This is a genomic window from Roseovarius amoyensis, from assembly GCF_003260265.1.
Classification (GTDB): domain Bacteria; phylum Pseudomonadota; class Alphaproteobacteria; order Rhodobacterales; family Rhodobacteraceae; genus Roseovarius; species Roseovarius amoyensis.
In genome coordinates this window covers 262,800-288,529 of sequence record NZ_QITQ01000001.1, presented here as the reverse complement: position 1 = coordinate 288,529, position 25,730 = coordinate 262,800, and the positions used below count along the sequence as shown (strand labels likewise).

The window sequence follows — 25,730 nt, the reverse complement described above, 5'->3', positions numbered from 1 at the left end:
GGGATTATAGTGGTGGTTTTCTGCTGCGATGCGCCGCAAGTGCACCTCGGCAGGGATGATCGAGAGATTGTAGAGAGGATGAGAAATGCCGCACCCCGTTGATGTACATGTCGGCAAACGCATACGGCATCGCCGATGGCTGGCCGGAATGACCCAGCAACAGTTGGCGCAAAGCGTGGGCATCAAGTTCCAGCAGATCCAGAAATACGAAACCGGTGCCAACCGCGTCAGCGCGTCCAGGCTTTGGGATATCGCCGACGCGCTGGATGTTGATGTGAGCTTCTTCTTCGAAGGGCTGGCGCCCGAGGAAACCGCCGAGGGCGAAACGCGGGCATTCCCCGACGATATCCTGGGCGACAAGGAAGCGCTGGAACTGATCCGTTCCTACTATTCCATCCCCGAGGCGCAACGCCGCCGCCTGTTCGATCTCGCCCGGGTTCTGAGCGACGTGGCTTGATCCACGCCGCCCGGCCGGGATATGAGGCCGCCATTCGGGGCGGCACGGCGGCGGGCGGATGACGACAGATGACATTGTAACGACGGCACATGCGTTGGCCGATGCGGCCAGGGCGGCAGTTTTGCCGTTCTTTCGCACCGACGAGTTACACAGCGACAACAAGGATGCCGCGGGTTTCGACCCCGTGACCGAGGCCGACCGCGCTGCGGAGCGGACGATGCGCGCCCTGCTGGCCGAGCAGCGTCCGGATGATTCGGTCCTGGGCGAGGAATTCGGCAGCAAAGCCGGCACCAGCGGCCTGACCTGGGTGCTTGATCCCATCGACGGCACGCGCGGGTTCCTGTCGGGAACACCCACCTGGGGCGTTCTGATCGCCGTGACCGATGCGTCGGGGCCGATCTATGGCCTGATCGACCAGCCCTATATCGCAGAACGGTTCGAGGGCGGGCTGGGGCGAGCGCAGCTTTGCGGCCCGCAGGGCAGGCGGGCACTGGCCACCCGCCCCGGGCGCGCGCTGTCAGAGACGATCCTGTTCACAACCTTTCCCGAGCTTGGCACAGAGGACGAGCGCGCCGCATTTCAGGCGGTCACGGGGCAGGTCCGGCTGACGCGTTACGGCATGGATTGCTATGCTTACGCGCTGCTGGCCTGCGGGCAGATCGACCTGGTGATCGAGGCCGGGCTGCAGCCTTATGACATCCTCGCCCCGATCGCGGTGATCGAGGCTGCGGGCGGCATCGTCACCGACTGGCGGGGCGGGCCGGCGCATGGCGGCGGGCGGGTATTGGCGGCCGCGAACATGCAGCAGCACGAGGCAGCGCTGGAGATCCTGTCGCGGGTGCCCTGACGCACCGCGCTTTCACTGGTCGAGATTGTTTTCCGGGCGCTGCTTGAGTAATTCTGGCGGCAGGCGTCAAGGGGGAAGGGCAGATGGCAGACGACGATCCTGCGGAAGTCGCCGAAATCGTTCGTGACGACGACGCCTATACGCTGGATGACCGCGCCGTGGCGCGGGTCATGTACGCGGTCGACACCGGAAATCGCGAACAGTTGCTGCAGGAACTTTCACAGTTCCACCCCGCCGACATCGCCGACCTTCTGGAACAGGTCAACGCGTTTGACCGGCGCCGCCTGATCGATCTGTACGGCGCCGATTTCGACGGCGACATCCTGTCGGAACTCGACGACAGCATCCGCGAGGACGTGCTGACCATCCTGCAGCCAGAGGTTCTGGCCGAGGCGGTGCGCGATCTGGAATCCGACGATGTCGTCGACCTGGTCGAGGACCTGGAACAGGAACAGCAGGACGCGATCCTTGACGCGCTGGAAGACAGCGATCGAGCGGCGGTGCAATCGTCGCTGACCTACCCGGAATATTCCGCCGGCCGCCTGATGCAGCGCGAGGTGGTGATGGCGCCCGAACACTGGAACGTGGGCGAGGCCATCGATTTCCTGCGCAACCAGGAAGAACTGCCAGAACAGTTCTATCACATCGTTTTGGTCGATCCGCGTCTGCGGCCGGTGGGCAACGTCACGCTGGGCAAGCTGATGTCGGCGCGCCGCGAGGTGCTGCTGAAATCGCTGGTCGAAGAGTCGTTTCACGTCTTCCCGGCCACCCAGGACGAGGCCGATGTCGCCTATGCGTTCAACCAGTATCACCTTATCTCGGCCCCGGTGGTGGATGAAAACGAACGCCTGGTCGGCGTGATCACCATCGACGACGCGATGAGCGTCCTTGATGAAGAGCACGAGGAAGACATCTTTCGCCTCGCCGGCATCAACGAAGAGGCCAGCCTTTCGGACCGGGTGATGACCACCGCGAAAAGCCGGGCGTTGTGGCTGTTCGTCAACTTGCTGACGGCGATCCTGGCCTCGGTGGTGATCGACCTTTTTGCCGAGACCATCAACCAGATGGTGGCGCTGGCGGTGCTGATGCCGATCGTCGCCTCGATGGGCGGTAATGCCGGCACCCAGACGATGACGGTGGCGGTGCGCGCGCTGGCCACCCGCGACCTGACGGCACAGAACGCGCTGCGGGTGATCCGGCGAGAGCTTGCCGTTGGCGCGCTCAACGGCCTGTTGTTCGGGTTGCTGATGGCGTTGGTGGCGGGGGCGTGGTTCGGCGTGCCGCTGCTGGCGGCGGTGATCGCGCTGGCGATGCTGCTGACCCAGATCGCGGCCGCGTTTGGGGGGATCGTCATTCCGATGCTGCTGTCGCGCATGCACATCGACCCGGCGCTGGCATCCGGCCCGTTCGTGACCACAATCACCGACGTGGTCGGGTTCTTCGCCTTCCTAGGCCTTGGAACCGCGGTGCTGATGTGACCGGGGCGGCGGCGCAAAGCCCGCCGGAGGTGCGCAAGGCGGCGGCGCGCAAGGCGGCCTTTGCCCGACGCAAGGCGGCGCATGCGGCGGCCGGGCCCGGCGCGGCGGCGCATCTGTCAGAGGTTCTGGCGGGCTATCGCGGCGTGCCGCTGTCGGGATACATGCCGATCCGCACCGAGATCGACCCGCGCCCCGCCATGGCCGAGGCGGCGGCGCACGGTCCCGTCGGCGTGCCGGTGATCCAGGGTGCGGGCATGGCGCTGAAATTCGCCAGGTGGGAGCCCGGCTGCACCATGGTTGCCGGGCCGTTCGGTGCGATGGTGCCAGAGCGGCTGGAGTATTTCGAACCCGAGATCGTCATCGTGCCACTGGTGGCATTTGACCGCGCCGGCGGGCGGCTGGGCTATGGCGGGGGCTTCTATGACCGCACGCTTGAGGGTCTGCGCGCCCGGCGCGCGACGCTGGCCATAGGTTTCGCCTGGGCGGCGCAGGAGGCCGAGAACCTGCCGCTGGAGCCCACCGACCAGCCGCTTGACATGGTGGTGACGGAACAAGAGGTGATTGCCATTGGCGCAGCATGATTTCACCGCCCGCGTGGTCTGGACCGGCAACCGGGGGCAGGGCACCGCCAGCTATCGCGCCTATGACCGGACATGGAATGTCGAAACCCCGGGCAAGCCGGTGATCCACTGTTCCAACGACCCGATGCTGGGGGGCGATCCGACCCTGCACAACCCCGAAGACATGCTGATTACCGCGCTCTCGGCCTGTCACATGTTGTGGTATCTGCACCTTGCCAGTGACGCCGGCATCAAGGTGCAGGCCTATCGTGACGACCCGGTGGCGGTGGGCGAAACGCTGCCCTCCGGCGCCAGCCGGTTCCTGCGCGCCACGCTGCGGCCCGAGATCACCGTGCCCGAGGGGACCGACCTGGAGCGGGCCGACGCCATCCACCACGAGATCGGCAAGGTCTGTTTCATCGCGCGCTCGGTGAATTTCCCCGTCGCGCACGAGGCGCGGTACGTCACGCAGCGCTGATGAACCTGCAACAGGGGCTGCAAATAGCCATCCCTTCGATGTGCGACGTTCATGCATCCGCGCAGAGGGCTGGCCCCGCCCGAGGGGGCGGCCGGGGGCTGCCCGGCGGTGCCGCCGGGCGTGAGGGGGTAAGGGCAGCGCTTCAGGCCGTCGGGCAGGGCTCTCGTTACCCCGCTCGTTCCGCTTCAAAGCGGAAAGAAGAACGGGATCAGGGCAGAGGCCAAGATGCCCATGCTGAGGTTCAGCGGTACGCCCACCTTGATGAAATCGGTGAACTTGTAGCCGCCGGGGCCATATACCATCATGTTGGTCTGATAGCCGATGGGGGTGGCGAAACTGGCCGAGGCCGCGATCATCACCGCCACCACGAACGGGCGCGGATCGTGCCCCAGCGCGGCGGCAAGGCCGATGGCGACCGGCGTCACCACCACCGCCACCGCGTTGTTCGACACCAGTTCGGTCAGCACGCTGGTCAGCAGGTAGACCGCCCAGATTGTCAGGAAAGGCGGGGTGTGGGCCAGGAACGGCGCGACGTGATCGACCAGGAACAGCACCGCGCCCGAGGCTTCCAGCGCCTCGCCGATCGCCAGCATGGCAAAGATCAACGCCAGCAGCCGGCTGTCGACAAAGGAAAACGCCTCTTCGGTATCGACACAGCGGGTGATGAACACCACCGCCATCGCCAGCACCGCCAGCAACAGGATGGGCGCCACACCCAGCGCCGCCAAAATCACGATGCCGGCCAGGGCGGCAATGGCGATGGGGGCGTGGCTGCGGCGATAGGCGCGTTCGGTCGGGCGGGTGATGTCGACCAGGTTCATCTCGGCGGCCAGCCGCTGGATGTCTTCGGGCGCGCCTTCGAGCAGCAGCGTATCGCCCGCGCGTACCACGATATCGTCAAGCTGGCGGCCGATATTGCGGTCCTTGCGGTGCACCGCCAGCGGATAGACGCCAAAGCGGCGCCGCAGCCTGAGCGCACCCAGATGCCGCCCGACCATGCGACAATCGGGCGTGATCAGCGCCTCGACGGTGGTGGTTTCGACCGCCGACACCTGGTCGACGCGCTTGAGGCTCTTGTTGCGTTGCAGGCTTAGCAACTCGGTCACTTGGGTGCGCAGCACCACCCGGTCGCCCACCTGCAGCGTTACCCCCCCGAGGTTGCGCCTGAGCGAGGTATCGCCGCGAATGACGTCGACCAGGCGCACGCCCTCTCGCTTGAACAGCTGCACGCCCGTGACCTCGCGCCCCACCATGTTCGATTCGGGCGGGATCACCGCCTCGGTAAAGAACTTGCGTGATTTCCGCTCATTTCCCAGCAGGCTGGCCATGCTGGCGCGTTCGGGCAGCAGTCTGGGCGCGATGAGGTACAGATAGACCGCGCCCCAGACGACCAGGATCAGCGCCATCGGCGTGACCTCGAAGATTGTGAATGGTTCCAGCCCCTTTGCCCGCGCCACCCCGTCGACCAGCAGGTTGGTCGATGTGCCGATCAGCGTCAGGCACCCGCCAAGGATGGCGGCATAGCTGAGCGGGATCAGGAACTTGCTGGCCGCCACGCCCAGCCGGTTGGTCATCTGAACGAAGACCGGGATCATCACCACCACCACGGGGGTGTTGTTGACGAATGCCGACGCCACGATCACCAGCGCCATCAGCGCGCCGATGGCCACAGCCGGGCGCGCATCCGCATGGGCCGCAGCCGCCTGGGTGAACCAGTCCAGCGCGCCGGTGCGCACCAGCGCCCCCATCACGATGAACAGCGCAACGATGGTCCAGGGCGCGGGGTTGGCCAGCACGGCAACGGCGTCGTCATAGGGCAACAGCCCTGTGGCAAGCAGCACCGCAACGCCGGCGATGGCCACCACCTCGGTCGGGTAGGTTTCCCTGACGAACAGCACGAACATCGCCGCCACCACCGACAGCGTGAACAGCGCCTGCCCGGTCTGCGACATCTCGGCTAGCGGCATCGGACCTGCCTGCCGGTAGGGCCTCGTGGCCGGGTGTTCAGGGCGGCGCCTGTCATGGGGCCGACTGTTCCAGCCGCCCGCCTTCGCGCACCATCGCAAGGCGGGTGGCCTTGCCGGTGGCGTCGTCGGTTTCGATATACAGACCGCAAAGCGTGGTCTCGCCCAGCGCGGGCGTGAACCGGGCCTGCCCCATGCCGGTGACAAAGCGGCGCATCGGCTCGGTCTTTTCCATGCCGATCACGCTGAGGTAATCGCCGCACATGCCGGCATCCGACAGGTAGGCGGTGCCGCCCGGCATGATCTGCGCGTCGGCGGTGGGCACATGCGTATGGGTGCCGACGACCATGCTGGCGCGCCCGTCGCAGAAATGGCCCATCGCCATCTTTTCCGATGTCGCCTCGCAATGCATGTCGACGATGCTGGCCTGAACGCCGCCGCCGCGCATATGCGCCCGCAAGACCGGGTCGATGGCGCTGAACGGGTCGTCAAAGGGGCGTTTCATGAATACCTGCCCCAACACCTGCGCCACCAGCACCTTGCGCCCGCGCGCGTCCTGAAACACCCGGTGCCCGCGGCCCGGCGCCTGGCGGGCAAAGTTCAGCGGCCGCAGTACGCGCGGCTCGGACTCGATGAACTGCAGCATGTCCTTTTGATCAAAAGCATGATCGCCCAGTGTCACGCAGTCGGCACCAGCATTCAGCAGCGCCTTGGCGTGATCGCCCGACAGCCCCATGCCGCCGGTGGCGTTCTCGCCGTTGACCACCACGAAATCCAGCCGCCATTCGTCGCGCAGACGCTGCAGCCTCTCGGTGATCGCGCGCCGCCCGGCGCGGCCGACCACATCGCCCAGGTAAAGTATCCTCATGCCCATGGTGTTAGGGCCGCAAAGCGGCAAGGGCAAGGCCCGATCCGGGCGGCGGACGGGGTGCGAAAGCGGCGGGGCCGGGCCCGCCGCGCCGGGTCAGAGCGGCCAGAAAACCAGGATCGCGGGTACCGATACCACGACCACCAACACCTCCAGCGGCAGGCCCATGCGCCAGTAATCGCCAAAGCGATAGCCGCCGGGCCCCAGGATCAGCGTGTTGTTCTTGTGCCCGATCGGGGTGAGATAGGCCGAGGACGCTGCCACCGCCACCGCCATCAGGAACGGGTCGGGCGAAACCCCCAGCCCGCGCGCCATCTCGATCCCCACCGGGGCGGCGACAATGGTGGTGGCCGTGTTATTCAGCACGTCCGACAGCGTCATCGTCACCACCATCAGCACCGTCAGGATTGCCCAGGCAGGCATGCCCTCGGTCACCCCCACCAGCGCCCCGGCAATCAGCTGCGTTCCGCCAGAATCGTCCAGCGCCACGCCCAGCGGGATCATCGACCCCAGCAGCACCACCACCGGCCATTCGATCTGGGTATAAAGCTCGCTGGCGGGAACGATGCGCGTCAGCACATAGGCCATCACCACCAGCCCCAGCGCGATGGGCAGGTAAAGCAGGCCGACGCTGGCCGCGGCCACCGCGGCGGCGAATAGCCCGATTGCCAGCCATGTCTTGGTTTCCTGCGTCACCGCCAGCCCGCGGTCGGCCAGGGGCAGCGCGCCTAGCCATTCGATAACTTCTTGCCCGGTGTCCTTGGGCACCAGCAACAGCAGGATGTCGCCTGGGCGGATGACGGTCTTGCGCACCTCCGATGTGATCTTGCGCCCCTCGCGCGAGATGCCCATCAGCACGGATTTTCGGCGCCAGTGCAGCCCGACGGATTGCGTTGTCTTGCCCGCGAGGCGCGAGTTTTGCGGCACCACCACCTCGATGATGTCCAGCCCTTCGCCGGCGGCTTTCAGTCGCTCTTCGCGCTCCTTGTCCGAGAACGCCAGCGACAGGGCGCTGCGGAACTCGTCCAGCGCGTCGGGCTTTGCCTCCAGCACCAGGGTGTCGCCGGCGCGCAACTCGGTGTTGAGGGCGGTGCCATAGCGCCGCTTGCCGTCGCGGATCAGCCCGAGAATGGCCACGTCGGCCTTTTCGGCGGCTTCCTGCAGCTCGATCAGCCGCTTGCCGATGTGATCCGAATCCTCGGGCACGGTCAGCTCGGCAATATAATCGGTGATGTCCGAGGCGCGCAGCACGCTGTCCTCTCGCTGGGGGATCAGCCGCCAGCCGATCAGCGCCACGAAAACCAGCCCGGCAAGGGCGGTCAGCGCCCCCACGGGGGCGAAATCGAACATCTTAAAGGGCGCGCCCAGCGCATCCTCTCGGATCGAGGCGATGATGATGTTGGGCGGCGTGCCGATCAGCGTGGCCATGCCGCCCAGGATAGTGGCAAACGACAGCGGCATCAGCGTCAGCCCGGCGGCGCGCTTGGCCTTGCGCGCGGTCTGGATATCGACCGGCATCAGCAGCGCCAGCGCGGCGACGTTGTTCATGAAGGCCGACAGTACCGCACCGATGCCGCCCATCAGCGTGATATGACTGGCCAGGCCCCGGCTGCTGTCGATCATGGTGCGGGTGATCAGGTGCACCGCGCCCGAACGCACCAGTCCGGCCGACACCACCAGCACCAAGGCCACGATGATCGTGGCCGGGTGGCCGAAGCCCGAAAACGCCCGGTCGGTCGGGACTACCCCCAGCACCACGCCCGCCAGCAGCGCGGCGAAGGCGACGATGTCATAGCGCCATCGCCCCCACAGCAGCAGCGCAAAGACGGCGCCGAAAAGCGAAAAAAGGATGATCTGGTCGGTGGTCATGTTGTGCGCCCCTTGTTGGCGCCAGCCAATCGCATGCGCGCGGCAAACGCAACCGGGTTGCGGCGGGTGGCAGGGCTGAACTATAGAGACCGGATCGGCACCAACCCACGGGAGCGCATGATGGCCGGCCATTCCAAATGGGCAAATATCCAGCATCGCAAGGGGCGGCAGGACGCCGCCCGTTCCAAGCTGTTTTCCAAGTTTTCCAAAGAGATCACCGTCGCCGCCAAGATGGGCGATCCCGACCCCGAGAAGAACCCACGCCTGCGGCTGGCGGTCAAGGAAGCCAAGGCGCAGTCGATGCCCAAGGACAACATCGAACGCGCGATCAAGAAGGCCACCGGCGGCGAGGGCGACGAATACGAGGAAATCCGCTACGAGGGGTATGGACCCGGCGGGGTTGCGGTGATTGTCGAGGCAATGACCGACAACCGTAACCGCACCGCGTCGAACGTGCGCTCGACCTTTGCCAAGCAGGGCGGCTCGCTGGGCGAAACCGGCTCTGTCGCCTTCATGTTCGAACGCAAGGGCGAGGTCACCTATCCCCCCGAGGCCGGCGATGCCGACAGCATGCTGATGGCCGCGATCGAGGCCGGGGCGGAGGATGTCGAAAGTTCCGAGGACGGTCACACCATCTGGTGCGCCGATACCGACCTGAACGAAGTTTCCGGCGCGCTGGAGGCCGAGCTGGGCGAAAGCGAAAGCGCCCGCCTGGTGTGGCGGCCCACCACCACCACCGAGCTGGACCTTGAGGGGATGCAAAAACTGATGCGTCTTGTCGAGGCGCTGGAGGATGACGACGACGTGCAGCGCGTCACCACCAATTTCGAAGCCTCCGACGAGGTGATGGAACAGCTCGCGGCCGAGTGAGAACGGCCCGGGCCCGGGGCGTGTACCGGGCGTGATCTGACGCCACGCGCCGTAACCCGATGGGGGCAGACATGCAGGCGGCGGTGGCTGGTTTCGCGCTGGGGTTTTCCCTGATCCTTGCCATCGGGGCGCAGAATGCCTTTGTCCTGCGGCAGGGGCTGCGCAATGGCCATGTCTTTGCCGTCTGCCTGACCTGCGCGCTCAGCGATGCGGTGCTGATCGCCACCGGCGTGGCGGGATTCGGGGCGCTGGTGACGGCGGCGCCGGGACTGGAAACGGCGATGCGCATCGGTGGTGCGGGGTTCCTGATCTGGTATGGCGCGCGCACCCTGCGCGCGGCCTGGATCGGGGGCGAAGTGCTGGAGGCGGGGTTAGGCGACGCTGGCGGCCTGCGCCCGGCGCTTTTGACCTGCCTGACGCTGACATGGCTGAACCCGCATGTCTATCTGGATACCGTGGTACTGCTGGGCGCGGTCAGCGCGCAATATGCCGACCGGCTGGCATTCGCGCTGGGGGCGATGACGGCCAGTTTCGTCTTTTTCTTTGGTCTGGGCTATGGCGCGCGCTTTCTGGCGCCGCTGTTTCGCCGCCCGGCCAGCTGGCGTGTGCTGGACGTGGTGGTGGGCCTGACCATGTGGGCGATAGCGGCGAAACTGCTGTTGATGTGACGGGCGCATACCCGGCCTGCTAGCTGGCCGGGTGTGTCCCGCGCTTCGTAAAATGTGCAGGCGGTACTCGACTTTTCCCGCGCCCGGACCCTTAATGCCGCCCATGACCGAATTGACGAACCCGCCCGCCGCGAACCCGCCCGCCGCGAACCCCCTTCGCGGCGTTTTCTGGATGGTGGTGACGGGGGTCTTGTTTGTGGGTGTCACCGCGCTGGTGAAATGGCTGGGAACACGCATTCCCGCGCCAGAGGCGGCGTTCCTGCGATTCCTGTTCGGGCTGTTCATATTGTTGCCGGTTCTGCGACCGCTTTTGCGGATGCGGCCAAGCAAGCGGATATGGACGCTTTTTTGCGTGCGCGGGGCAGTGCACACGGTCGGCGTGTCATTGTGGTTCTTTGCGATGGCGCGCATTCCCATCGCCGATGTGACGGCGATGAATTATCTTTCGCCGGTTTATGTCACGCTCGGGGCGGCGTTGTTTCTGGGCGAAAGGCTGGCTGCAAGGCGCCTGCTGGCGGTGGTGGCGGCGCTGGTGGGGGCGGTGATCATCCTGCGCCCCGGCTTTCGCGAGGTCGAGCCGGGCCACCTGGCGATGCTGTTCGCCGCGTTCTTTTTAGGAGCGTCCTATCTGATCGCCAAGCGGCTGACGCAGGAATGCAGCCCCGTGCAGGTCGTGGCGATGCTGTCGGTCACGGTCGCCATCGGGCTGGCGCCGCTGGCAGTGATGAACTGGGTTACGCCCAGCCTGGGCCAGCTGGGCATCCTGGCGGCGGTGGCGCTGTTGGGCACGGCCGGGCATTATACCATGACGCTGGCCTTTCGTGCCGCGCCGCTGGCGCTGACGCAGCCGGTGACGTTTCTGCAGCTGGTCTGGGCGGTGGTGCTGGGTGCGCTGGTGTTCGGCGAGCCGATCGACCTGTGGGTGGTGCTGGGGGGCACGATGATCGTGATGGCCATAAGCTTTATCAGTTTCCGCGAGGCGCAGCTCAAGCGCCGGGCAGTGACGCCGCCGGTGCCGGCCACCAAGGTCTGAGGCGCCGGGTGTCTTGCGCGGGGCCGGTCCGATCAGGCGCGCGGATCAAGCAGCTTGGCAAGGATGCGGTTGCGGGTGATCTGGCCGATGATGTGGCCCGCCTCGTCGGTCACGCCCACGGGCTTGTCATGGCCCTGCGCGGCCTCCATCACCTGGTGGATGGTGGCGTCGGGCGGAACGGAGGTGTCGGGCGTTACGGAGGCCGGCTCCATCATGTCGCGTGCGCACAGCACCCCCAGCGGGTTCATGTGGGCCACGAATTCGGCCACGTAATTGGTGGCCGGGTTGGTAAAGATGTCCTGCGGCGTGCCGCATTGTACGATGCGTCCGCCCTCCAGGATGGCGATTCGGTCGCCCAGCTTGAACGCCTCGTCAAGGTCGTGGCTGACAAAGATGATGGTGCGCCCGAGCTTTGATTGCAGATCCAGCAGTTCGTCCTGCAGGTGATTGCGGATCAGCGGGTCGAGCGCCGAAAAGGGTTCGTCCATCAGCAGGATCGGCGCGTCGGTGGCAAAGGCGCGCGCCAGGCCGACGCGCTGCTGCATCCCGCCCGACAGCTCGGCCACGCGGCAGTCGGCCCAATCCGACAGGCCCACCAGGTCAAGCTGGCGTTTCACCTGTTCGGCACGCTTTGCGCGCGGCAAGCCGGCCAGCTCCAGCCCTAGGCCGACATTTTCGCCCACGCTGCGCCAGGGCAGCAGGCCGAACTGCTGGAACACCATCGCCACATGGCGCTGGCGCAGCCGGCGCAGGGTGGCGGCGTCGGCATGGGTGACATCGACCATGGTCTGCCCGTCGAACACCTCGACATGGCCGCGCACCACCGGGTTGAGGCCGTTGACCGATCGCAGAAGGGTCGATTTGCCCGACCCCGACAGCCCCATCAGCACCAGTATCTCGCCCGGCGCGACCGAAAGCTCGCAATCGTGCACGCCCAGGATCTGGCCGGTTTCCTGATGGATCTCGGCGCGGCTGCGTCCGGCATCCATCAGGGGCAGGGCGGTTTCGGGCGCATCGCCGAATACGATCGAGACACGGTGAAATTCCACGGCGGCGCCGCTCATTTGCGCCCCTCCATCCGCAGCATCCGGTCCAGCACAATGGCCACCACCACGATCATCAGCCCGGATTCGAACCCGAGCGCGATGTTCACCGTGTTGATCGCCCTGAGTACCGGTACCCCCAGCCCGTCGGCGCCCACCAGCGCCCCGATCACCACCATCGACAGCGACAGCATGATTGTCTGGTTCAGCCCGGCCATGATCTGGGGCAGGGCAAAGGGCAGCTCGACCTTCCACAGGGTCTGGCGGTTGGTGGCACCAAAGGCGCGCGCGGCCTCCAGCAGCGGCTGCGGCGTGCCCGAAACGCCAAGATGTGTCAGCCGGATCGGCGCGGGCACCACGAAGATGACCGTGGCGATCAGCCCCGGCACCATGCCGATGCCAAAGAACACGATCGCCGGGATCAGGTAGACGAAGGCCGGCAGCGTCTGCATCAGGTCCAGAACCGGGCGCATCCCGTCATAGAGGCGCGGACGGTGCGCGGCGGCGATGCCGATGGGCACGCCGATCCCCATGCAGAACAGGCACGAGGACAGCACCAGCGTCAGGCTCTCGGTGGTTTCTTCCCAGTAGCCCTGGTTGAGGATGAAGAGAAAGCCGAGCGCGACCAGCACACAGGTTTTCCAGTTGCGCTGCAGGGCCCATGTCAGGCCGACGAAGACAGCGACGATGACCAGCGGGTGCGGGGTTTGCAGAATCCACAGGAAGGCGTCGATGATTGCCTCCATCACCACGGCCATCCCATCGAAAAAGGCGGCGGCATTGTCCTGCAGCCACAAAAAGAAATTCTCGGCCCAATCGCCCACGGGGATCTTGTGTTCGCTCAGCCAGTTCATGCGCGACTCTCAGCGGTAGGTGATTGGGATGGGCCGGCAAGAGAGGGGGCGGGACCCGGTCATGTGCCCCGCCCGCTCAATTCTCAAAGGCCCAGCGCGGCCTTGACCGCCGCCATCGCGTCGCCGCCATCAACGGTGGTGACGCCGTCAAGCCAGCCGTCCAGCACGCCGGGATTGGCCTTGAGCCAGGCGCTCGCGGCATCCTCGGGCTTTTCGCCGTCATCGAGGATCGCGCCCATGATCTCGTTTTCCATTGCCAGCGTGAATTCCAGGTTGGTCAGCAGCTTGCCGACATTGGGGCATTCTTCGACAAAACCCGCGCGGGTGTTGGTATGAACGGTGGCGCCGCCCAGGTCGGGGCCGAACCAGTCATCGCCGCCGGTCAGGTAGGTGAGGTCGAAATTGGCGTTCATCGGGTGCGGCTCCCACCCCAGAAAGACGATCGGGTCGCCCTTGCGGTCGGCCCGTGCGACCTGTGCCAGCATCCCCTGTTCAGAGCTTTCCTTGACCTCGAACCCCTTCAGGCCGAATGCGTCCTGCTCGATCATGTCGATGATCAGGCGGTTGCCGTCATTGCCCGGCTCGATGCCGTAGATGGTGCTGTCCAGCGCGTCAGCATGTTCCGCGATCGACCCGAACGAGGTGATACCCAGCGCCGCGCCGGCGGCATTGGTGGCCAGCGTGTACTTGGCGCCCTGCAGGTTGGCGCGCACGGTGTCGACGGTGCTGGCCTCGCGGTAGGGGGCGATGTCGGCCTCCATTGTCGGCATCCAGTTGCCCAGGAAGACGTCGATATCGCCCTTGGCGAGCGAGGTATAGGTCACCGGCACCGACAGCACCTTGATGTCGGTGTCATAGCCCAGCGCCTTCAGCACGGTGGTGGTGGCGGCGGTGGTGGCGGTGATGTCGGTCCAGCCGACGTCGGAAAAGCTGACGCTTTCGCACTCGGCCAGTGCCGGCGCCGCCGCCAGCCCCAGGGTCAGCGCGGCGATGGTCATACGGATGTTCATGAGTGGTCTCTCCCTCAGAGGTAAGTTCAGGCGTGTGCGCCCGGTGGGGCATGGGACCCGGGGATTTCCCCCAGGCCCCGCCCCGCAGGTTCGGTGGCGATCAGGCGAACCACCAGCGCTCGATAAAGCGCATCCCGTCGACGTCCCAGTTCGAGCTCATCTGCTCGGTATGCGCGACCTTGGTCGAGTTGCCGAACACCCAGTTGGCGAACATCGGGATGACGACGCCGCCCTGGTTCGACACGATGTCCTGCATTTCCCAGTACATCTGCCGGCGCTTGTCCTCGTCCAGTTCCGAACGCGCTTTCACCAGCAGATCGTCAAAGGTGTCGCTGCACCAGAAGCTGTCGTTCCAGGATGCGTCGCACTGGTAGGCGGTGGCAAACATCTGGTCCTCGACCACGCGGCCCGACCAGTAGACGGCGGCGAAGTCCTTTTTCATCCAGACATCCGACCAGTAGCCGTCGTTGGGTTCGCGCACCGGCTTGAGGTTGATGCCCGCCGCGGCGGCCGAGCTCTGGTACAGGACCGCCGCATCGACCGCGCCGACAAAGGCTGCGTCGGCGGCCGAAAGCGAAACGTCGATGCTGTCGAGGCCGGCCTCCTTGAGGTGCCACTTGGCCTTGTCGGGGTCGTAGGTCTTTTGCTCCAGCTCGGTGTTGAAGAACCGCTGGCCGCGCCCGATGGGGTGGTCGTTGCCGACCGAGCCGTAGCCGAACAGGATCTTGTCGACCAGTTCCTGCCGGTTGACGCCGTATTTCAGCGCCTGGCGGACGTTGTTGTCGTTGAACGGCGCCTCGCGCGTGTCCATCGCAAAGGTATAGTGCTGCATCCCCGCGACCGAATTGATCTGGATGTTGGGGTTGCGCGCCAGGAGCGACACAGTCTTGAGGTCCAGCCGGTCGGCCACGTCCACGTCGCCCGACACCAGCGCGGTGGTGCGTGCGTTCTGGTCGACGATCGCCAGCACCTCGGCGCTGTCGAACCATGCGACGCTGTCGCGCCAGTGATTCGGGTTGCGTTCCAGCGCCATCGATACGCCGGGATTGAAATCCTTCAGCACATAGCTGCCGCAGCCGTCGCCCGACCGCCAGTCGATGCTGTCGCCGTCGGCGGGGCAGATGACGATGTGATAATCGCTGAGGATGAAGGGGAAGTCAGCGTTGCCGCCATCAAGCGTAAAGACGATGGTGTCGTCACCCTCGGCCGCAATGTCCTTGATTGCAGCCACGATCGGCCCGGCGGCCGAGGTCGAATCCTCGCCACGGTGGAAGTTGATCGAGTTGATGACATCCTGCACCGTCACCGGCTTGCCGGAATGGAAGGTCACGCCTTTGCGCAGCTTGAACCGCCATTCCGCCGCGTCGGCGGATGCCTCCCAGCTTTCGGCGACTTCCGGGCTGAGCGAGCCATCCTGCAGCACCTCGGTCAGGTGGCCGTGAAGGGAATAGGAAAGGCAGGTGGTAAAGCTGTTTTCATAGGTGCCTGGGTTCAGCGTGTCGGTGGTTGCGCCGTGGCCGATGGCCACCCGCACATGGCCGCCGCGCTTGGGCGTCTGCGCCAGCGCCCCGCCCATCGGCAGCGAGGCCGCGATGGCCCCCGCAGCGGTGGTCTTCAGAAATCCACGGCGATCGAGCATTCCGCCCTTGATGAGTGACATGATCATTCTCCCTATCATGTGTGATCTTGACTGGTTGCCGTTCATTGCCCCGTGTTCATCGCCCCTCCCGGGGTCGGCACCGGACGTATTCGGGGGTCGCCTTCGGACCGCAAGGCCCGGCCCCCGCTATGTGCCATGCTCGGCGGCGTTGTTGTGTGATGTTAGTATGACGCCGTGATGCGGTGCAACGGTCTAGTTCGCATCTGGCCGGTTTGCTGTTCTCCCCCGAGGTTGGATTTTAATTGATTGACTGGTCAATTAAGCGCAGCTAGACCCGGTTGCGCAACAGTTTTTTCCTGGAGTGGTGCGAATGCCCAAGGTCGGGATGGAACCCATCCGCCGCTCGGCACTGGTGGAGGCAACGATCCACGAGATCGGCGAGCGTGGCACGCTGGATGTCACCGTCAGTCAGATCGCCCGGCGTGCCGGCATGTCGCCGGCGCTGGCGCACCACTATTTCGGCTCGAAAGAGGCGATGTTCGCCGCCGCGATGCGCCATATCCTGATGCTTTACGGGGCCGAGGTGCGCGGCGCGCTGATCATGGCCCGCACCCCGCGCGGGCGGGTCGAGGCGATCATCCGCGCCAGTTTCGCGCCGCGTCAGTTCCGGCCCGAAATGGTGTCGGCATGGCTTAACTTCTACGTTCAGGCGCAAACCTCGGATGAGGCGCGGCGCCTGCTGAACGTCTATCAGCGCCGCCTCAGATCGAACCTGCTGCACGCGCTGCGCCAGGCCGGGCTGGCCGAGGCGCGCACGCTGGCGCGCGGCCTCGCGGCGATGATCGACGGGCTGTATATCCGCCAGGCGCTGCGCAACGACCCGATCTCGGCCGAGGCCGCGATCGACGTGATGATGCATTACCTCGACAGCTACATGAGCAAGGGACAGACGTCGTGAAACGGCCCAACATCCTGATTCTGATGGTTGATCAGCTCAACGGTACGCTGTTCCCCGATGGCCCGGCCGACTGGCTGCACGCGCCTAACATCGCGGCGCTGGCCGAACGCTCGACGCGGTTCGTCAACACCTATACCGCCTCGCCGCTTTGTGCGCCGGGGCGGGCGAGCTTCATGTCCGGGCTGTTGCCGTCGCGGTCGCGCGTCTATGACAATGCCGCCGAATTCGCCGCCGACATTCCCACATTCGCCCACCACCTGCGGCGGGCAGGCTATCACACCTGCCTGTCGGGCAAGATGCATTTCGTCGGCCCCGATCAGCTGCACGGGTTCGAGGAACGGCTGACCACCGACATCTACCCGGCCGATTTTGGCTGGACTCCCGACTATCGCAAACCCGGCGAGCGCATCGACTGGTGGTATCACAATCTCGGCAGCGTCACCGGCGCTGGCGTGGCCGAGATCACCAACCAGATGGAATACGACGACGAGGTCGCCCACCATGCGCGCGCCAAGTTATATGACCTTGGCCGCGGCCATGACGAGCGGCCCTGGTGCCTGACGGTCAGCTTTACCCACCCGCACGACCCCTATGTCGCGCGGCGCAGATACTGGGACCTCTACGAGGATTGCGCGCATTTGCTGCCGCGCGTGCCCGCGATGGCGTATGAGGATCACGACCCCCATTCCAAACGTATCTTCGATGCCAATGACTGGCGCAGCTTTGATATTTCCGATGAAAACATCCGTTGCGCGCGCCGGGGCTATTTTGCCAATATTTCATATCTCGACGACAAGATCGGCGACATCCTCGAGGCGCTGCGCGGTATCCGGGCCGAGGATGACACCATCATGCTGTTCGTGTCCGATCACGGCGACATGCTGGGCGAACGCGGCCTGTGGTTCAAGATGTCGTTCTTCGAGGGCTCGTCGCGGGTGCCGCTGATGATCTCGGCACCGGGGATGGCGCCGGGGCTGGTCAGCGATCCGGTCTCGACCATAGATATCTGCCCGACGCTGTGCGAACTGGCCGGCGCCGACATGGCCGGGGTCGCCCCCTGGGTCGAAGGACAGTCGCTGGTGTCGCTGGGGCAGGGGGGCAGGCGCGAGGCGCCGGTGGCGATGGAATACGCCGCCGAAGCGTCTTATGCGCCGCTGGTGGCGCTGCGGCAGGGGCGGTGGAAATACACCAACTGCGCGCTCGACCCCGAGCAACTGTTCGACCTCGAGGCCGACCCCGACGAGCTGAACGATCTGGCCGGCGATCCCGCTTATGCCGACACGCTGGCGCGGATGCGGGACATGGCCGGGCCGCGCTGGGATCTGGACGCCTTCGACGCCGCGGTGCGCGAAAGCCAGGCCCGCCGGCATGTCGTCTATGACGCGCTGCGCCGGGGCGGTTATTACCCGTGGGATTACCAGCCGCTGCAGCGGGCCTCGGAACGCTACATGCGCAACCACATGGACCTCAACGTTGTCGAGGAACGGCAACGCTATCCAAGGGGCGGATGATGCAGGCGGATTATGTCATCGTCGGCGCCGGCAGCGCCGGTTGCGCCATGGCCTACAGGCTGTCAGAGGCCGGCAAGTCGGTCATCGTTGTCGAACATGGCGGCAGCGATGCCGGCCCGTTTATCCAGATGCCCGGCGCGCTGAGCTATCCGATGAACATGGCGCGCTATGACTGGGGCTATCAGAGCGAACCCGAACCCAACCTGAACAACCGCCGGCTGGTGGCGCCGCGGGGCAAGGTGATCGGGGGGTCGTCCTCGATCAACGGGATGGTCTATGTGCGGGGCAATGCGCGCGACTATGATCACTGGCGCGACACCGGGGCCAAGGGCTGGGGCTATGCCGACGTGCTGCCGTATTTCAAGCGGATGGAATGCTGGCACGATGGTGGCCACGGTGGCGATCCGTCCTGGCGCGGCAAGGACGGCCCGCTGCATGTCAGCCGCGGGCGCATGGAAAACCCGCTGACCCGCGCCTTTATCGAGGCCGGTGTGCAGGCGGGCTATCCTGCGACGAACGACTATAACGGCCAGCAGCAAGAGGGGTTCGGCCCCTTCGAAATGACCGTCTGGCAGGGGCGGCGCTGGTCGGCGGCGAATGCCTATCTCAGGCCCGCGCTGAAACGGCAGAACTGCGACCTGGTGCGCGGTTTCGTCACCCGCGTGGTGATGGAAGAGGGCCGCGCCACCGGGGTCGAGCTGCGCCGTGGCGGTCGGACCGAGGTGATTGGCGTCAATGCCGAGGTGATCGTTGCCGCGTCGGCCTTCAACTCGCCCAAGCTGCTGATGCTGTCGGGGATCGGGCCGGGGGCGCACCTGGCCGAACATGGGCTGCCGGTGGTGGCCGACCGTCCCGGCGTCGGCGCCAACCTGCAGGACCATCTGGAACTCTATATCCAGATAGCCGCCAGCCGGCCGGTGAGCCTGTACAAGTACTGGAACCTGTTCGGCAAGGCCTGGGTCGGGCTGCGCTGGCTGGTCAACCGCTCGGGCCCCGGCGCGTCGAACCAGTTCGAAAGCTGCGGCTTCATCCGCAGTCGCGCAGGCGTTGAGTACCCCGATATCCAGTTTCACTTTCTGCCCATAGCGGTGCGCTATGACGGCAAGGCCGCGGCCGAGGGGCATGGCTTTCAGGCCCATGTCGGACCGATGCGCAGCGCCTCTTGCGGGACGGTCACCCTGCGCGGGCCCGACCCCGAGGCGCCGCCGGTGCTGCGCTTCAACTACATGAACACGCCCGAAGACTGGGATGATTTCCGCCGCGCCATCCGCCTGACGCGCGAGATTTTCGCGCAGCCTGCCTTTGCCCCCTATCTGCGTCACGAGATACAGCCCGGCGCGGCGGTGCAGGATGACGATGCGCTGGACGCCTTCGTGCGCGACCACGCCGAAAGCGCCTATCACCCCTGCGGCACCTGCCGGATGGGGCGTGCCGACGATGCGGATGCCGTGGTCGACCCACAGGGCCGGGTGATCGGGGTCGAGCGGCTGCGCGTGGCCGACAGCAGCATCTTTCCCCGCATCACAAACGGCAACATCAACGCCCCCTCGATCATGGTGGGGGAAAAGATGTCCGATCACATCCTCGGCCGCACACCGCTGTCGCCGGATAATGCCAGCCCTTGGATCAATCCCGACTGGCAGACGTCACAGCGATAAACCGCGCGCGTTTGACCCGGGTCAAGGACACCACGCCGCAGGCGGGGCACAATGGGCGCGACTTCAACAAAGGAAAGGCGCGACATGACGCACACCCCGCACGAGCTGCACGAGGAATTCCCCGAACTGGCCGACAAGATCACCGCGATGAAGGCGGGTGACCCCCATTTTGCCCGGCTCTTTGACGAGTATCACGAGGTCAACCGCGCCGTTCATCGGGCCGAGACCAATGTCGAGCCGGTCGGGGATCTGGCCGAGGTGGATCTGCGCAAGAAGCGCGCCCATCTCAAGGATGAATTGTACGGTATGCTGACGGCCTGACGGGCGCGCCCGTCAGTCTACCGTATAGGGCAACACGCCGCGTTCGTTGGGGTCCACCTTCAGCCGCCGCTCCAGCGGCGGCACGGACCGCTGGTGACAGCCGGTGCGCTCGCAGATGCGGCACGAAATGCCGATGGGCTCATAGGCGCGGGCGTTGGTCAGATCCAGGTCGTCAGCATAGACCAGCGCGTCGGCGTGGCGCACCTCGCACCCCAGCGAGATCGCGAACCGGCGCGTCGGCGCGCCAAAGCTGCCGCCCGATTTGCTGACGTCGCGGGCCAGGCTGATATAGCGCACCCCGTCGGGCGTTTCGGCCAGCTGCCGCAGGAACCGCGTTGGGGTTTCAAAGGCCCGGTGCACGTTCCACAGCGGGCAGGCGCCGCCGAAGCGGGCGAATTGCAGCCGCGTGGCCGAATGCCGCTTTGTGATGGTGCCGGCCTGGTCGACCCGGACGAAAAAGAACGGCACGCCCTTGGCGCCCGGGCGCTGCAGCGTCGACAGGCGATGGCAGACCTGTTCGATCGAGGCGCCGAACCGGTTGGACAGGATTTCCAGGTCGTGCCTGCTTTCCTGCGCGGCTTCTAGAAAGGCGCCATAGGGCATCAGCACAGCGCCGGCGAAATAGTTGGCCAGCCCGATCTTGGCGATGGCGCGCGCCTCTTCCGACTGAAAGCGCGCCAGGTCCAGCGTCGCCTCCAGCAGCTTGTCCTGGGTCAGGAGCGCCAGCTGGTGCAGGATCTGAAAGCCGCGCGTTTCCGGTGCCGCGCGCGATGACAGCCACAGCGTGCGGGTCTCGCTGTCGAAACGGCGCAGCTTGGGCTGGTCGGACACGGTGACGGTGATGCCCATCGCCGCCAGCCGCGCCTCGGCCTGCGCGGGCACGGTTCGCGCCCCGGCCGCCGATGCAAACCGTTCGGCGGCGCGGTCGACGGCGTCGATGTAGTTGTCGCAGTAGTGAAAGAAATCGCGCACCTCGTCCCAGGGGCTGGGCTGCATGCGGCTGTCTTCGCGCCCCAGCGCCTCGTCCAGGCTGGCCAGCCGCTCATGCGTCTGGCGATAGGCGCGGTGCAGTTCCAAGAATGCGCGCGCCAGCGCCGGCGCGTTCGAGGCGGTCAGCCGCAGGTCGGTCAGCGGTGGCGGGTCGTCGGCAAAGACCGGGTCGGCCAGCGCCTCTCGCATGTCCGAGATCATCCGCTCGGCATCGCCGGTCGACAGCTCGGTCACGTCAAAGCCGAACTCCTGCGCCAGCGCCAGCACCACCGTGGTGCTGACCGGGCGGTTGTTGTTTTCCATCTGGTTGAGATAGGGCAGCGACACGCCAAGCTTGGCGGCGAAGTCCTTTTGCGTCAGCCCCAGCCGCTGGCGTGTCTCGCGCAGCTTGGCGCCGGCATAGAGTTTCTGGGCGGGCATGGGCGCGGCCTTTGCAGTTTCGCGATTTGCCAAGGGTAGCTTTGCAAACCCGACCGCGCAAGCCGGCCGAAGGGCCCGCCGTCAGATGCGTTCCACGGCGATGTCGTCACCGACGTGAAAAGCGATGTGATCCTTGACGCGCGCGACCGCCTCGATCGGGTTCTCATAGCTCCAGGCCGCGTTTTCGAGCGTGCGGCTCTTGGTCACCAGCGAGAAATAGGTGGCGTCGCCCTTCAGCGGGCAGTGGGTGCGGTGATCCGACGGGTCGAGAAACGCCATCGCCACATCCGCGCGCGGGAAATAGACCACGTCTGACAGCCCTTCCTCGCTCAGGATCAGTGCGTTTTTGCTGTCTCCCAGGATGGCGCCGCCGGCGCGCACGCACCATTTTCCCTCGGCGCTGCGAATGGTTATCTTGCTCATGCGGTCTCTCTCCCCGGGTTTTCGTGTTGGGCCCCTCTTATACCGCCAGGCAGGTTGGGTGCGAGTCCCGGTATCCGACATTATTGCATCAAAGCGGCTTGGTCGCGGCCTTCAGCCAGTCGCGCGCGCCCGGGGACAGGCGCGGGGCGATCCGTTCGGCGCATGTCGCGTGATAGGCGTCAAGCCAGGTGCGTTCGGCCGGATCAAGCATGCGCTCGTCGATCAGCCGCCGGTCTATCGGTACGAAGCTGAGTGTCTCGAAGGCAAGCTGCGTGGCGCCGTCGCCACCTTCCAGCGGCGCGGCCTCGGTCACCACCAGCAGGTTCTCGATGCGGATGCCGAATGCACCCTCGCGGTAATAGCCGGGCTCGTTCGAGATGATCATGCCGGGTTCCAGCGGCACCTCGCCCTGGCGCGACAGCCGCTGCGGTCCCTCGTGAACGCACAGATGCACGCCCACGCCGTGACCGGTGCCGTGGGCATAGTCCTGGTCCGCCAGCCACAGCGGATAGCGCGCCAGCGCATCCAGGTCGCGCCCGGCCAGCCCGTGCGGCCAGCGCACCCGACTGACCGCGATCATGCCCTGCAGTACGCGGGTAAAGGCGGCGCGTTCTTCGGCACCGACCCGGCCCACCGGCAGGGTGCGGGTGATGTCGGTGGTGCCGTCCAGGTACTGGCCGCCGCCGTCGAGCACCAGCAGATCGCCATCCACGAGCCGGCGGTTGCTGCTTTCGGTCACCCGGTAATGCGCCAGCGCCCCATGCGGGCCCGACCCGGCGATGGTGTCGAAGCTGATATCCAGCAGCTCGCCCGTGGCGCTTCGTTCGGCCTCAAGCCGTGTCACCACGTCGATCTCGGTCAGGCTGCCCGGGGGCTGGGCGTCGAACCAGGCCAGGAATTCGCACAGCGCGGCGCCGTCGCGCAGATGGGCGCCGCGGGTGGCGGCGATTTCGGCCGGGGTCTTGCATGCCTTGGGCAGGATGCAGGGGTCGTCATCCCAGGCGGCGGGCACGCCGGCCTCTTGCAATTGCTGCGCCACCGCCAGCGGCACGCTGGCCTTGTCCAGCCGCACCAGCCCGGCCAGCGTCCTCAGCCCCGGCAGAAAGGCATTGGGCGGGCGGATCGACACCTCGTCGCCCAGATGCGCGCGCACGCCGTCGTCGATCTTGGCGGCGTCAGCGAACAGCGTCACCTGGCCGCTGTCGTGCAGGATGGCAAAGGCGTGCGGCACCGGGTTGCGGGGAATGTCCGAGCCGCGGATATTCAGCAGCCACGCAATCGAGTCGGGCAGGGTGAGCACCGCCGCCGCCTGCCCCGCCTTGCGCAGCCCCTTGGCAAGGCGGGCGCGCTTGTCGGCGTGGCTTTCGCCGGCGAATTCCTCAGGATAGACGCGCATCGGCCCTTGCGGCGGGGCGGGGCGGTCGGGCCATACGCGGTCGACCAGGTTTTCGCCCGGTTGCAGGGTTATGTCGCTGCCGGCAAGCTCGTTCTCCAGCGTCTCGATCTGCGCGGGCGTGTAGAGCCAGGGATCGAACCCCACCACGCCGCCGGTTGGCAGATGCTCGCGCAGCCACGGCGCGGGCCGGGTTGCGGGCCAGTCGACCGGGGTGAAATGGCCGGTGTCCACCTGCGCGCGCGCCTGGGCGCCATAGCGGCCATCGACGAACAGCCCGGCGATATCGGCCAGCACGATGCAGAAACCCGCCGAGCCGGTAAAACCCGTCAGCCACGCCAGCCGTTCGTCGCCAGGGGCGACGTATTCGCCCTGGTGTGCATCGGCGCGCGGCACCAGCCAACCGGCCAGCCCCTCGGCGGCCATGGCTTGGCGCAGCGCAGCAAGGCGCGGCGGTCCCTGCTCGGGGCGGGCGGTATCGACAAAGGACTGAAACATCGGCACATCCCTTCGGTGGCTGAGGCCCCATTGCTAGGCGAGGGGCGTCCAGAGATCAATCGCCCGCCTGTGGCTGGCAGGGGATTGGGGTATTTGAAACCAGAAAGAAGCAGGTGCGCGCCCGGGCTTCTTTCTGGTCCGAAATACCCCGGGGGAGGCGCGGCTTGTCGCGGCGGGGGCAGAGCCCCCATGACCGGTGCCAGCCGGGTCTAGCGGATGACGTTGATGCGCAGGCGCATCTTGCGGCGCGCCTCTTGCGGCAGGTGACGGTTGAGATGGCGGTTGATCAAGCCGAAAATGCTCAGGATCACCAGCGTCAGCAGGATGAAATACCCCGCCAGGATCGGGTAGGGCACGAAGGGGTTGAAGGTCTTGTCGGCGAAGTAATTGGCGTAATAGAGCGCGTCCCCCTTTTGCTGCCATGCCGGAAAGCCCGAGAAATAGACCAGCGTCGTGGCGTGAAAGAGAAAGATCGCCTCGTTGGTGTAGGCCGGCCAGGCCAGCCTTAGCATCGTCGGCCAGACGATCCGGCGAAAGCGCGGCCAGCCCGAAAAGCCGTATGCGTCGGCGGCCTCGACATCGCCGCGTGGGATCGAGCGCAGCGCGCCATAGAATATCTCGCCCGAGTAGGCGGCGGTGTTGAGAAACAGCACCACCAGCGCCCCCAGCCAGGCCGAGGTGAACGCATCGAAGACGGGGCTGACCGATTTCAGCGACAGGAACAGGAAATAGGCAAAGAAGAACTGGATGAAGAGCGGCGAGCCGCGAAAGACCAGGATGAACCATTCCGACGGCTTGCGCAGGATGCGGCGGCGCGATGCCTTGCCCAGCGCCACCGCGGTGGCCAGGAAGAACCCCGCCAACAGCGCCAGCGTGCCGAAATAGATGTTCCAGATCAGGCCAGAGCCGATCAGCGTCACCTGTTCGCACAGGGTGAAATCCTCGCGCGGCAGCAGCCGCTCGCCGATGCCGAGACTGCGCAGCGCATAGCCCTGGACGGTTTCCCAGCAGCTCATGCCGTGTGCCCCTGTGAACTGCCGCCGGTGGTGGCCTGCCCGTGGCTGAGCCGTACCATCAGCCGTTCGAGAAAGATTTCCGACACCCGCGTGAAGGCGAGGTAGAAGAACAGCAGCGCCAGGAAATACCACACCCGCCAGTCGCCGTGCGGATACTCGGTAAAGCGCGGGTTGGCGGTGCCGCCCAGTTCGCGCGCCCAATAGACGATGTCCTCGACCCCCAGCAGGAACAAGAGCGGCGTTGCCTTGATCAGCACCATCCAGAGGTTGGAAAGCCCCGGCAGCGCGTAAACCCACATCTGCGGCACCAGGATGCGCCGGAACGCCTGCCGGCGGGTCATGCCATAGGCCTCGGCCGTTTCAAGCTGCGCGTGCGGCACCGCGCGCATGGCACCATAGAGGACATTGGCCGCGAACGCGCCAAAGACGATGGCGAAGGTCAGCACCGCAAGGAAGAAACCATAGGTTTCATGCACCCATTGCGGCGAGGTCGACAGCGGCAACTTGGCCTGGGCGCAGACGATGAAATCGTTGCCCTGCCGGATCGGCTGATCCCAGTCGGGGCATTTGACCTTGTGCCGCAGCCATTCGAACCCCTGGTCGAGCGCGATCACGAAGAAAAGGAAAAAGGCGATATCGGGCACGCCGCGCACGATGGCGATATAGGTGCGGCCGATCCATCTGAGCGGCAGGAAATGCGAACGCGCCGCCACCGCGCCGCCGAAACCGAATATCAGCGCCGCCGGCGCCGTGACCGCCAGCAGCGCCAGCACCACCAGCACCGAGACATATAGCGACATGTGCTTGCCGGTGGTCAGATAGCAGGCAAGCCAGCGCCAGCCATCCAGCGTCGAAGGATCTGCGCAGAAAGAGAAAATGGTGCTGTCCCCCTCGGCTGACGGGTCTTGGTGCCCGTGTGACGCCTGGGCGGGGCGCGCGAGTC

Annotated in this window: 24 protein-coding genes; 12 read left to right on the top strand and 12 right to left on the bottom strand. The window is 65.9% G+C overall.

Features of this window, described 5'->3' with window-relative positions:
* Nucleotides 1-85 precede the first annotated feature (85 nt).
* The 5 genes from DL899_RS01410 to DL899_RS01390 all read left to right on the top strand — a co-directional run bounded on the left by DL899_RS01410 (nucleotide 86) and on the right by DL899_RS01390 (nucleotide 3,820).
* Complete coding sequence (locus DL899_RS01410) at nucleotides 86-457, top strand: helix-turn-helix domain-containing protein (RefSeq protein WP_111731973.1); 372 nt, start codon at nucleotides 86-88, stop codon at nucleotides 455-457.
* A gap of 58 nt (nucleotides 458-515) precedes the next feature.
* Nucleotides 516-1,304 (top strand): inositol monophosphatase family protein, encoded by a 789-nt coding sequence (locus DL899_RS01405; protein WP_111731972.1) that lies wholly within the window; start codon nucleotides 516-518, stop codon nucleotides 1,302-1,304.
* Nucleotides 1,305-1,387: 83 nt separating this feature from the next.
* Nucleotides 1,388-2,782 (top strand): magnesium transporter, encoded by a 1,395-nt coding sequence (gene mgtE / locus DL899_RS01400; RefSeq protein WP_111731971.1) that lies wholly within the window; start codon nucleotides 1,388-1,390, stop codon nucleotides 2,780-2,782.
* Nucleotides 2,779-3,363: a 5-formyltetrahydrofolate cyclo-ligase gene (locus DL899_RS01395; RefSeq protein WP_111731970.1), complete on the top strand. Its 585-nt coding sequence runs from the start codon at nucleotides 2,779-2,781 to the stop codon at nucleotides 3,361-3,363. Before mgtE ends, DL899_RS01395 begins: the two co-directional genes overlap by 4 nt.
* Nucleotides 3,350-3,820 carry an OsmC family protein gene (locus DL899_RS01390; RefSeq protein WP_111731969.1) on the top strand — a complete coding sequence of 157 codons (471 nt, stop codon included), beginning with the start codon at nucleotides 3,350-3,352 and terminating at the stop codon, nucleotides 3,818-3,820. The genes DL899_RS01395 and DL899_RS01390 overlap by 14 nt, the downstream gene beginning before the upstream one ends.
* A gap of 185 nt (nucleotides 3,821-4,005) precedes the next feature.
* Here DL899_RS01390 and DL899_RS01385 read toward each other — a convergent pair whose 3' ends face one another.
* The 3 genes from DL899_RS01385 to DL899_RS01375 all read right to left on the bottom strand — a co-directional run bounded on the left by DL899_RS01385 (nucleotide 4,006) and on the right by DL899_RS01375 (nucleotide 8,521).
* Complete coding sequence (locus DL899_RS01385) at nucleotides 4,006-5,787, bottom strand: SLC13 family permease (protein ID WP_111731968.1); 1,782 nt, start codon at nucleotides 5,785-5,787, stop codon at nucleotides 4,006-4,008.
* A 52-nt stretch (nucleotides 5,788-5,839) separates the two neighbouring features.
* On the bottom strand, nucleotides 5,840-6,652 hold the full coding sequence (locus tag DL899_RS01380; protein WP_111731967.1) for a TIGR00282 family metallophosphoesterase: 813 nt from the start codon (nucleotides 6,650-6,652) through the stop codon (nucleotides 5,840-5,842).
* A 96-nt stretch (nucleotides 6,653-6,748) separates the two neighbouring features.
* Entirely contained in the window at nucleotides 6,749-8,521 is a 1,773-nt protein-coding gene (locus DL899_RS01375; protein WP_111731966.1) for an SLC13 family permease, read from the bottom strand.
* Between the two features lie 120 nt (nucleotides 8,522-8,641).
* On the opposite strand from DL899_RS01375, the gene DL899_RS01370 reads away from it, so the two are divergent.
* From DL899_RS01370 to DL899_RS01360, 3 genes are all read left to right on the top strand, one after another.
* Nucleotides 8,642-9,391, top strand: coding sequence for a YebC/PmpR family DNA-binding transcriptional regulator (locus DL899_RS01370; RefSeq protein ID WP_111732078.1), 750 nt, complete (start codon nucleotides 8,642-8,644; stop codon nucleotides 9,389-9,391).
* A gap of 71 nt (nucleotides 9,392-9,462) precedes the next feature.
* Nucleotides 9,463-10,059, top strand: coding sequence for a LysE/ArgO family amino acid transporter (locus DL899_RS01365; protein WP_111732077.1), 597 nt, complete (start codon nucleotides 9,463-9,465; stop codon nucleotides 10,057-10,059).
* Between the two features lie 103 nt (nucleotides 10,060-10,162).
* Nucleotides 10,163-11,092, top strand: a complete 930-nt coding sequence (locus DL899_RS01360) for a DMT family transporter (protein ID WP_239494558.1) — start codon at nucleotides 10,163-10,165, stop codon at nucleotides 11,090-11,092.
* A 32-nt stretch (nucleotides 11,093-11,124) separates the two neighbouring features.
* Here DL899_RS01360 and choV read toward each other — a convergent pair whose 3' ends face one another.
* From choV to DL899_RS01340, 4 genes are all read right to left on the bottom strand, one after another.
* Nucleotides 11,125-12,156: a choline ABC transporter ATP-binding protein gene (gene choV / locus DL899_RS01355; RefSeq protein ID WP_111731965.1), complete on the bottom strand. Its 1,032-nt coding sequence runs from the start codon at nucleotides 12,154-12,156 to the stop codon at nucleotides 11,125-11,127.
* Nucleotides 12,153-12,989 (bottom strand): choline ABC transporter permease subunit, encoded by an 837-nt coding sequence (choW, locus tag DL899_RS01350; protein WP_111731964.1) that lies wholly within the window; start codon nucleotides 12,987-12,989, stop codon nucleotides 12,153-12,155. The genes choV and choW overlap by 4 nt, the downstream gene beginning before the upstream one ends.
* An 83-nt stretch (nucleotides 12,990-13,072) precedes the next feature.
* Entirely contained in the window at nucleotides 13,073-13,999 is a 927-nt protein-coding gene (gene choX, locus DL899_RS01345; RefSeq protein WP_111731963.1) for a choline ABC transporter substrate-binding protein, read from the bottom strand.
* 100 nt (nucleotides 14,000-14,099) lie between these two features.
* On the bottom strand, nucleotides 14,100-15,659 hold the full coding sequence (locus DL899_RS01340; protein ID WP_111732075.1) for an ABC transporter substrate-binding protein: 1,560 nt from the start codon (nucleotides 15,657-15,659) through the stop codon (nucleotides 14,100-14,102).
* Nucleotides 15,660-15,969: 310 nt separating this feature from the next.
* Here DL899_RS01340 and betI point away from each other — a divergent pair, with 310 nt between their 5' ends.
* The 4 genes from betI to DL899_RS01320 all read left to right on the top strand — a co-directional run bounded on the left by betI (nucleotide 15,970) and on the right by DL899_RS01320 (nucleotide 20,047).
* Nucleotides 15,970-16,557, top strand: a complete 588-nt coding sequence (betI, locus tag DL899_RS01335; RefSeq protein WP_239494557.1) for a transcriptional regulator BetI — start codon at nucleotides 15,970-15,972, stop codon at nucleotides 16,555-16,557.
* A complete protein-coding gene (gene betC, locus DL899_RS01330) occupies nucleotides 16,554-18,068 on the top strand; it encodes a choline-sulfatase (RefSeq protein WP_111731962.1) in 1,515 nt (504 codons plus the stop codon). Before betI ends, betC begins: the two co-directional genes overlap by 4 nt.
* Nucleotides 18,068-19,726, top strand: coding sequence for a choline dehydrogenase (gene betA, locus DL899_RS01325; protein WP_111732073.1), 1,659 nt, complete (start codon nucleotides 18,068-18,070; stop codon nucleotides 19,724-19,726). The genes betC and betA overlap by 1 nt, the downstream gene beginning before the upstream one ends.
* 84 nt (nucleotides 19,727-19,810) lie before the next feature.
* On the top strand, nucleotides 19,811-20,047 hold the full coding sequence (locus DL899_RS01320; RefSeq protein WP_111731961.1) for an HP1242/YdcH family protein: 237 nt from the start codon (nucleotides 19,811-19,813) through the stop codon (nucleotides 20,045-20,047).
* A 12-nt stretch (nucleotides 20,048-20,059) separates the two neighbouring features.
* Here DL899_RS01320 and DL899_RS01315 read toward each other — a convergent pair whose 3' ends face one another.
* The 5 genes from DL899_RS01315 to DL899_RS01295 form a co-directional block, all read right to left on the bottom strand.
* Nucleotides 20,060-21,457, bottom strand: coding sequence for a helix-turn-helix domain-containing protein (locus tag DL899_RS01315; protein WP_111731960.1), 1,398 nt, complete (start codon nucleotides 21,455-21,457; stop codon nucleotides 20,060-20,062).
* An 81-nt stretch (nucleotides 21,458-21,538) separates the two neighbouring features.
* Nucleotides 21,539-21,880, bottom strand: a complete 342-nt coding sequence (locus DL899_RS01310; protein WP_111731959.1) for a DUF427 domain-containing protein — start codon at nucleotides 21,878-21,880, stop codon at nucleotides 21,539-21,541.
* An 88-nt stretch (nucleotides 21,881-21,968) separates the two neighbouring features.
* Entirely contained in the window at nucleotides 21,969-23,771 is a 1,803-nt protein-coding gene (locus DL899_RS01305) for an aminopeptidase P family protein (RefSeq protein WP_111731958.1), read from the bottom strand.
* Nucleotides 23,772-23,980: 209 nt separating this feature from the next.
* Complete coding sequence (locus DL899_RS01300; protein WP_111731957.1) at nucleotides 23,981-24,787, bottom strand: ABC transporter permease; 807 nt, start codon at nucleotides 24,785-24,787, stop codon at nucleotides 23,981-23,983.
* Entirely contained in the window at nucleotides 24,784-25,665 is an 882-nt protein-coding gene (locus DL899_RS01295) for an ABC transporter permease (RefSeq protein WP_111731956.1), read from the bottom strand. Before DL899_RS01295 ends, DL899_RS01300 begins: the two co-directional genes overlap by 4 nt.
* Nucleotides 25,666-25,730: the final 65 nt, after the last annotated feature.

Coding starts and splice junctions, on each gene's coding strand:
- DL899_RS01410 (WP_111731973.1), top strand. CDS start 86: ATGCCGCACCCCGTTGATGTACATGTCGGCAAACGCATACGGCATCGC.
- DL899_RS01405 (WP_111731972.1), top strand. CDS start 516: ATGACGACAGATGACATTGTAACGACGGCACATGCGTTGGCCGATGCG.
- mgtE (WP_111731971.1), top strand. CDS start 1,388: ATGGCAGACGACGATCCTGCGGAAGTCGCCGAAATCGTTCGTGACGAC.
- DL899_RS01385 (WP_111731968.1), bottom strand. CDS start 5,787: ATGCCGCTAGCCGAGATGTCGCAGACCGGGCAGGCGCTGTTCACGCTG.
- DL899_RS01380 (WP_111731967.1), bottom strand. CDS start 6,652: ATGAGGATACTTTACCTGGGCGATGTGGTCGGCCGCGCCGGGCGGCGC.
- DL899_RS01375 (WP_111731966.1), bottom strand. CDS start 8,521: ATGACCACCGACCAGATCATCCTTTTTTCGCTTTTCGGCGCCGTCTTT.
- DL899_RS01370 (WP_111732078.1), top strand. CDS start 8,642: ATGGCCGGCCATTCCAAATGGGCAAATATCCAGCATCGCAAGGGGCGG.
- DL899_RS01365 (WP_111732077.1), top strand. CDS start 9,463: ATGCAGGCGGCGGTGGCTGGTTTCGCGCTGGGGTTTTCCCTGATCCTT.
- DL899_RS01360 (WP_239494558.1), top strand. CDS start 10,163: ATGACCGAATTGACGAACCCGCCCGCCGCGAACCCGCCCGCCGCGAAC.
- choV (WP_111731965.1), bottom strand. CDS start 12,156: ATGAGCGGCGCCGCCGTGGAATTTCACCGTGTCTCGATCGTATTCGGC.
- choW (WP_111731964.1), bottom strand. CDS start 12,989: ATGAACTGGCTGAGCGAACACAAGATCCCCGTGGGCGATTGGGCCGAG.
- choX (WP_111731963.1), bottom strand. CDS start 13,999: ATGAACATCCGTATGACCATCGCCGCGCTGACCCTGGGGCTGGCGGCG.
- DL899_RS01340 (WP_111732075.1), bottom strand. CDS start 15,659: ATGTCACTCATCAAGGGCGGAATGCTCGATCGCCGTGGATTTCTGAAG.
- betI (WP_239494557.1), top strand. CDS start 15,970: ATGCCCAAGGTCGGGATGGAACCCATCCGCCGCTCGGCACTGGTGGAG.
- betA (WP_111732073.1), top strand. CDS start 18,068: ATGCAGGCGGATTATGTCATCGTCGGCGCCGGCAGCGCCGGTTGCGCC.
- DL899_RS01320 (WP_111731961.1), top strand. CDS start 19,811: ATGACGCACACCCCGCACGAGCTGCACGAGGAATTCCCCGAACTGGCC.
- DL899_RS01315 (WP_111731960.1), bottom strand. CDS start 21,457: ATGCCCGCCCAGAAACTCTATGCCGGCGCCAAGCTGCGCGAGACACGC.
- DL899_RS01310 (WP_111731959.1), bottom strand. CDS start 21,880: ATGAGCAAGATAACCATTCGCAGCGCCGAGGGAAAATGGTGCGTGCGC.
- DL899_RS01305 (WP_111731958.1), bottom strand. CDS start 23,771: ATGTTTCAGTCCTTTGTCGATACCGCCCGCCCCGAGCAGGGACCGCCG.
- DL899_RS01300 (WP_111731957.1), bottom strand. CDS start 24,787: ATGAGCTGCTGGGAAACCGTCCAGGGCTATGCGCTGCGCAGTCTCGGC.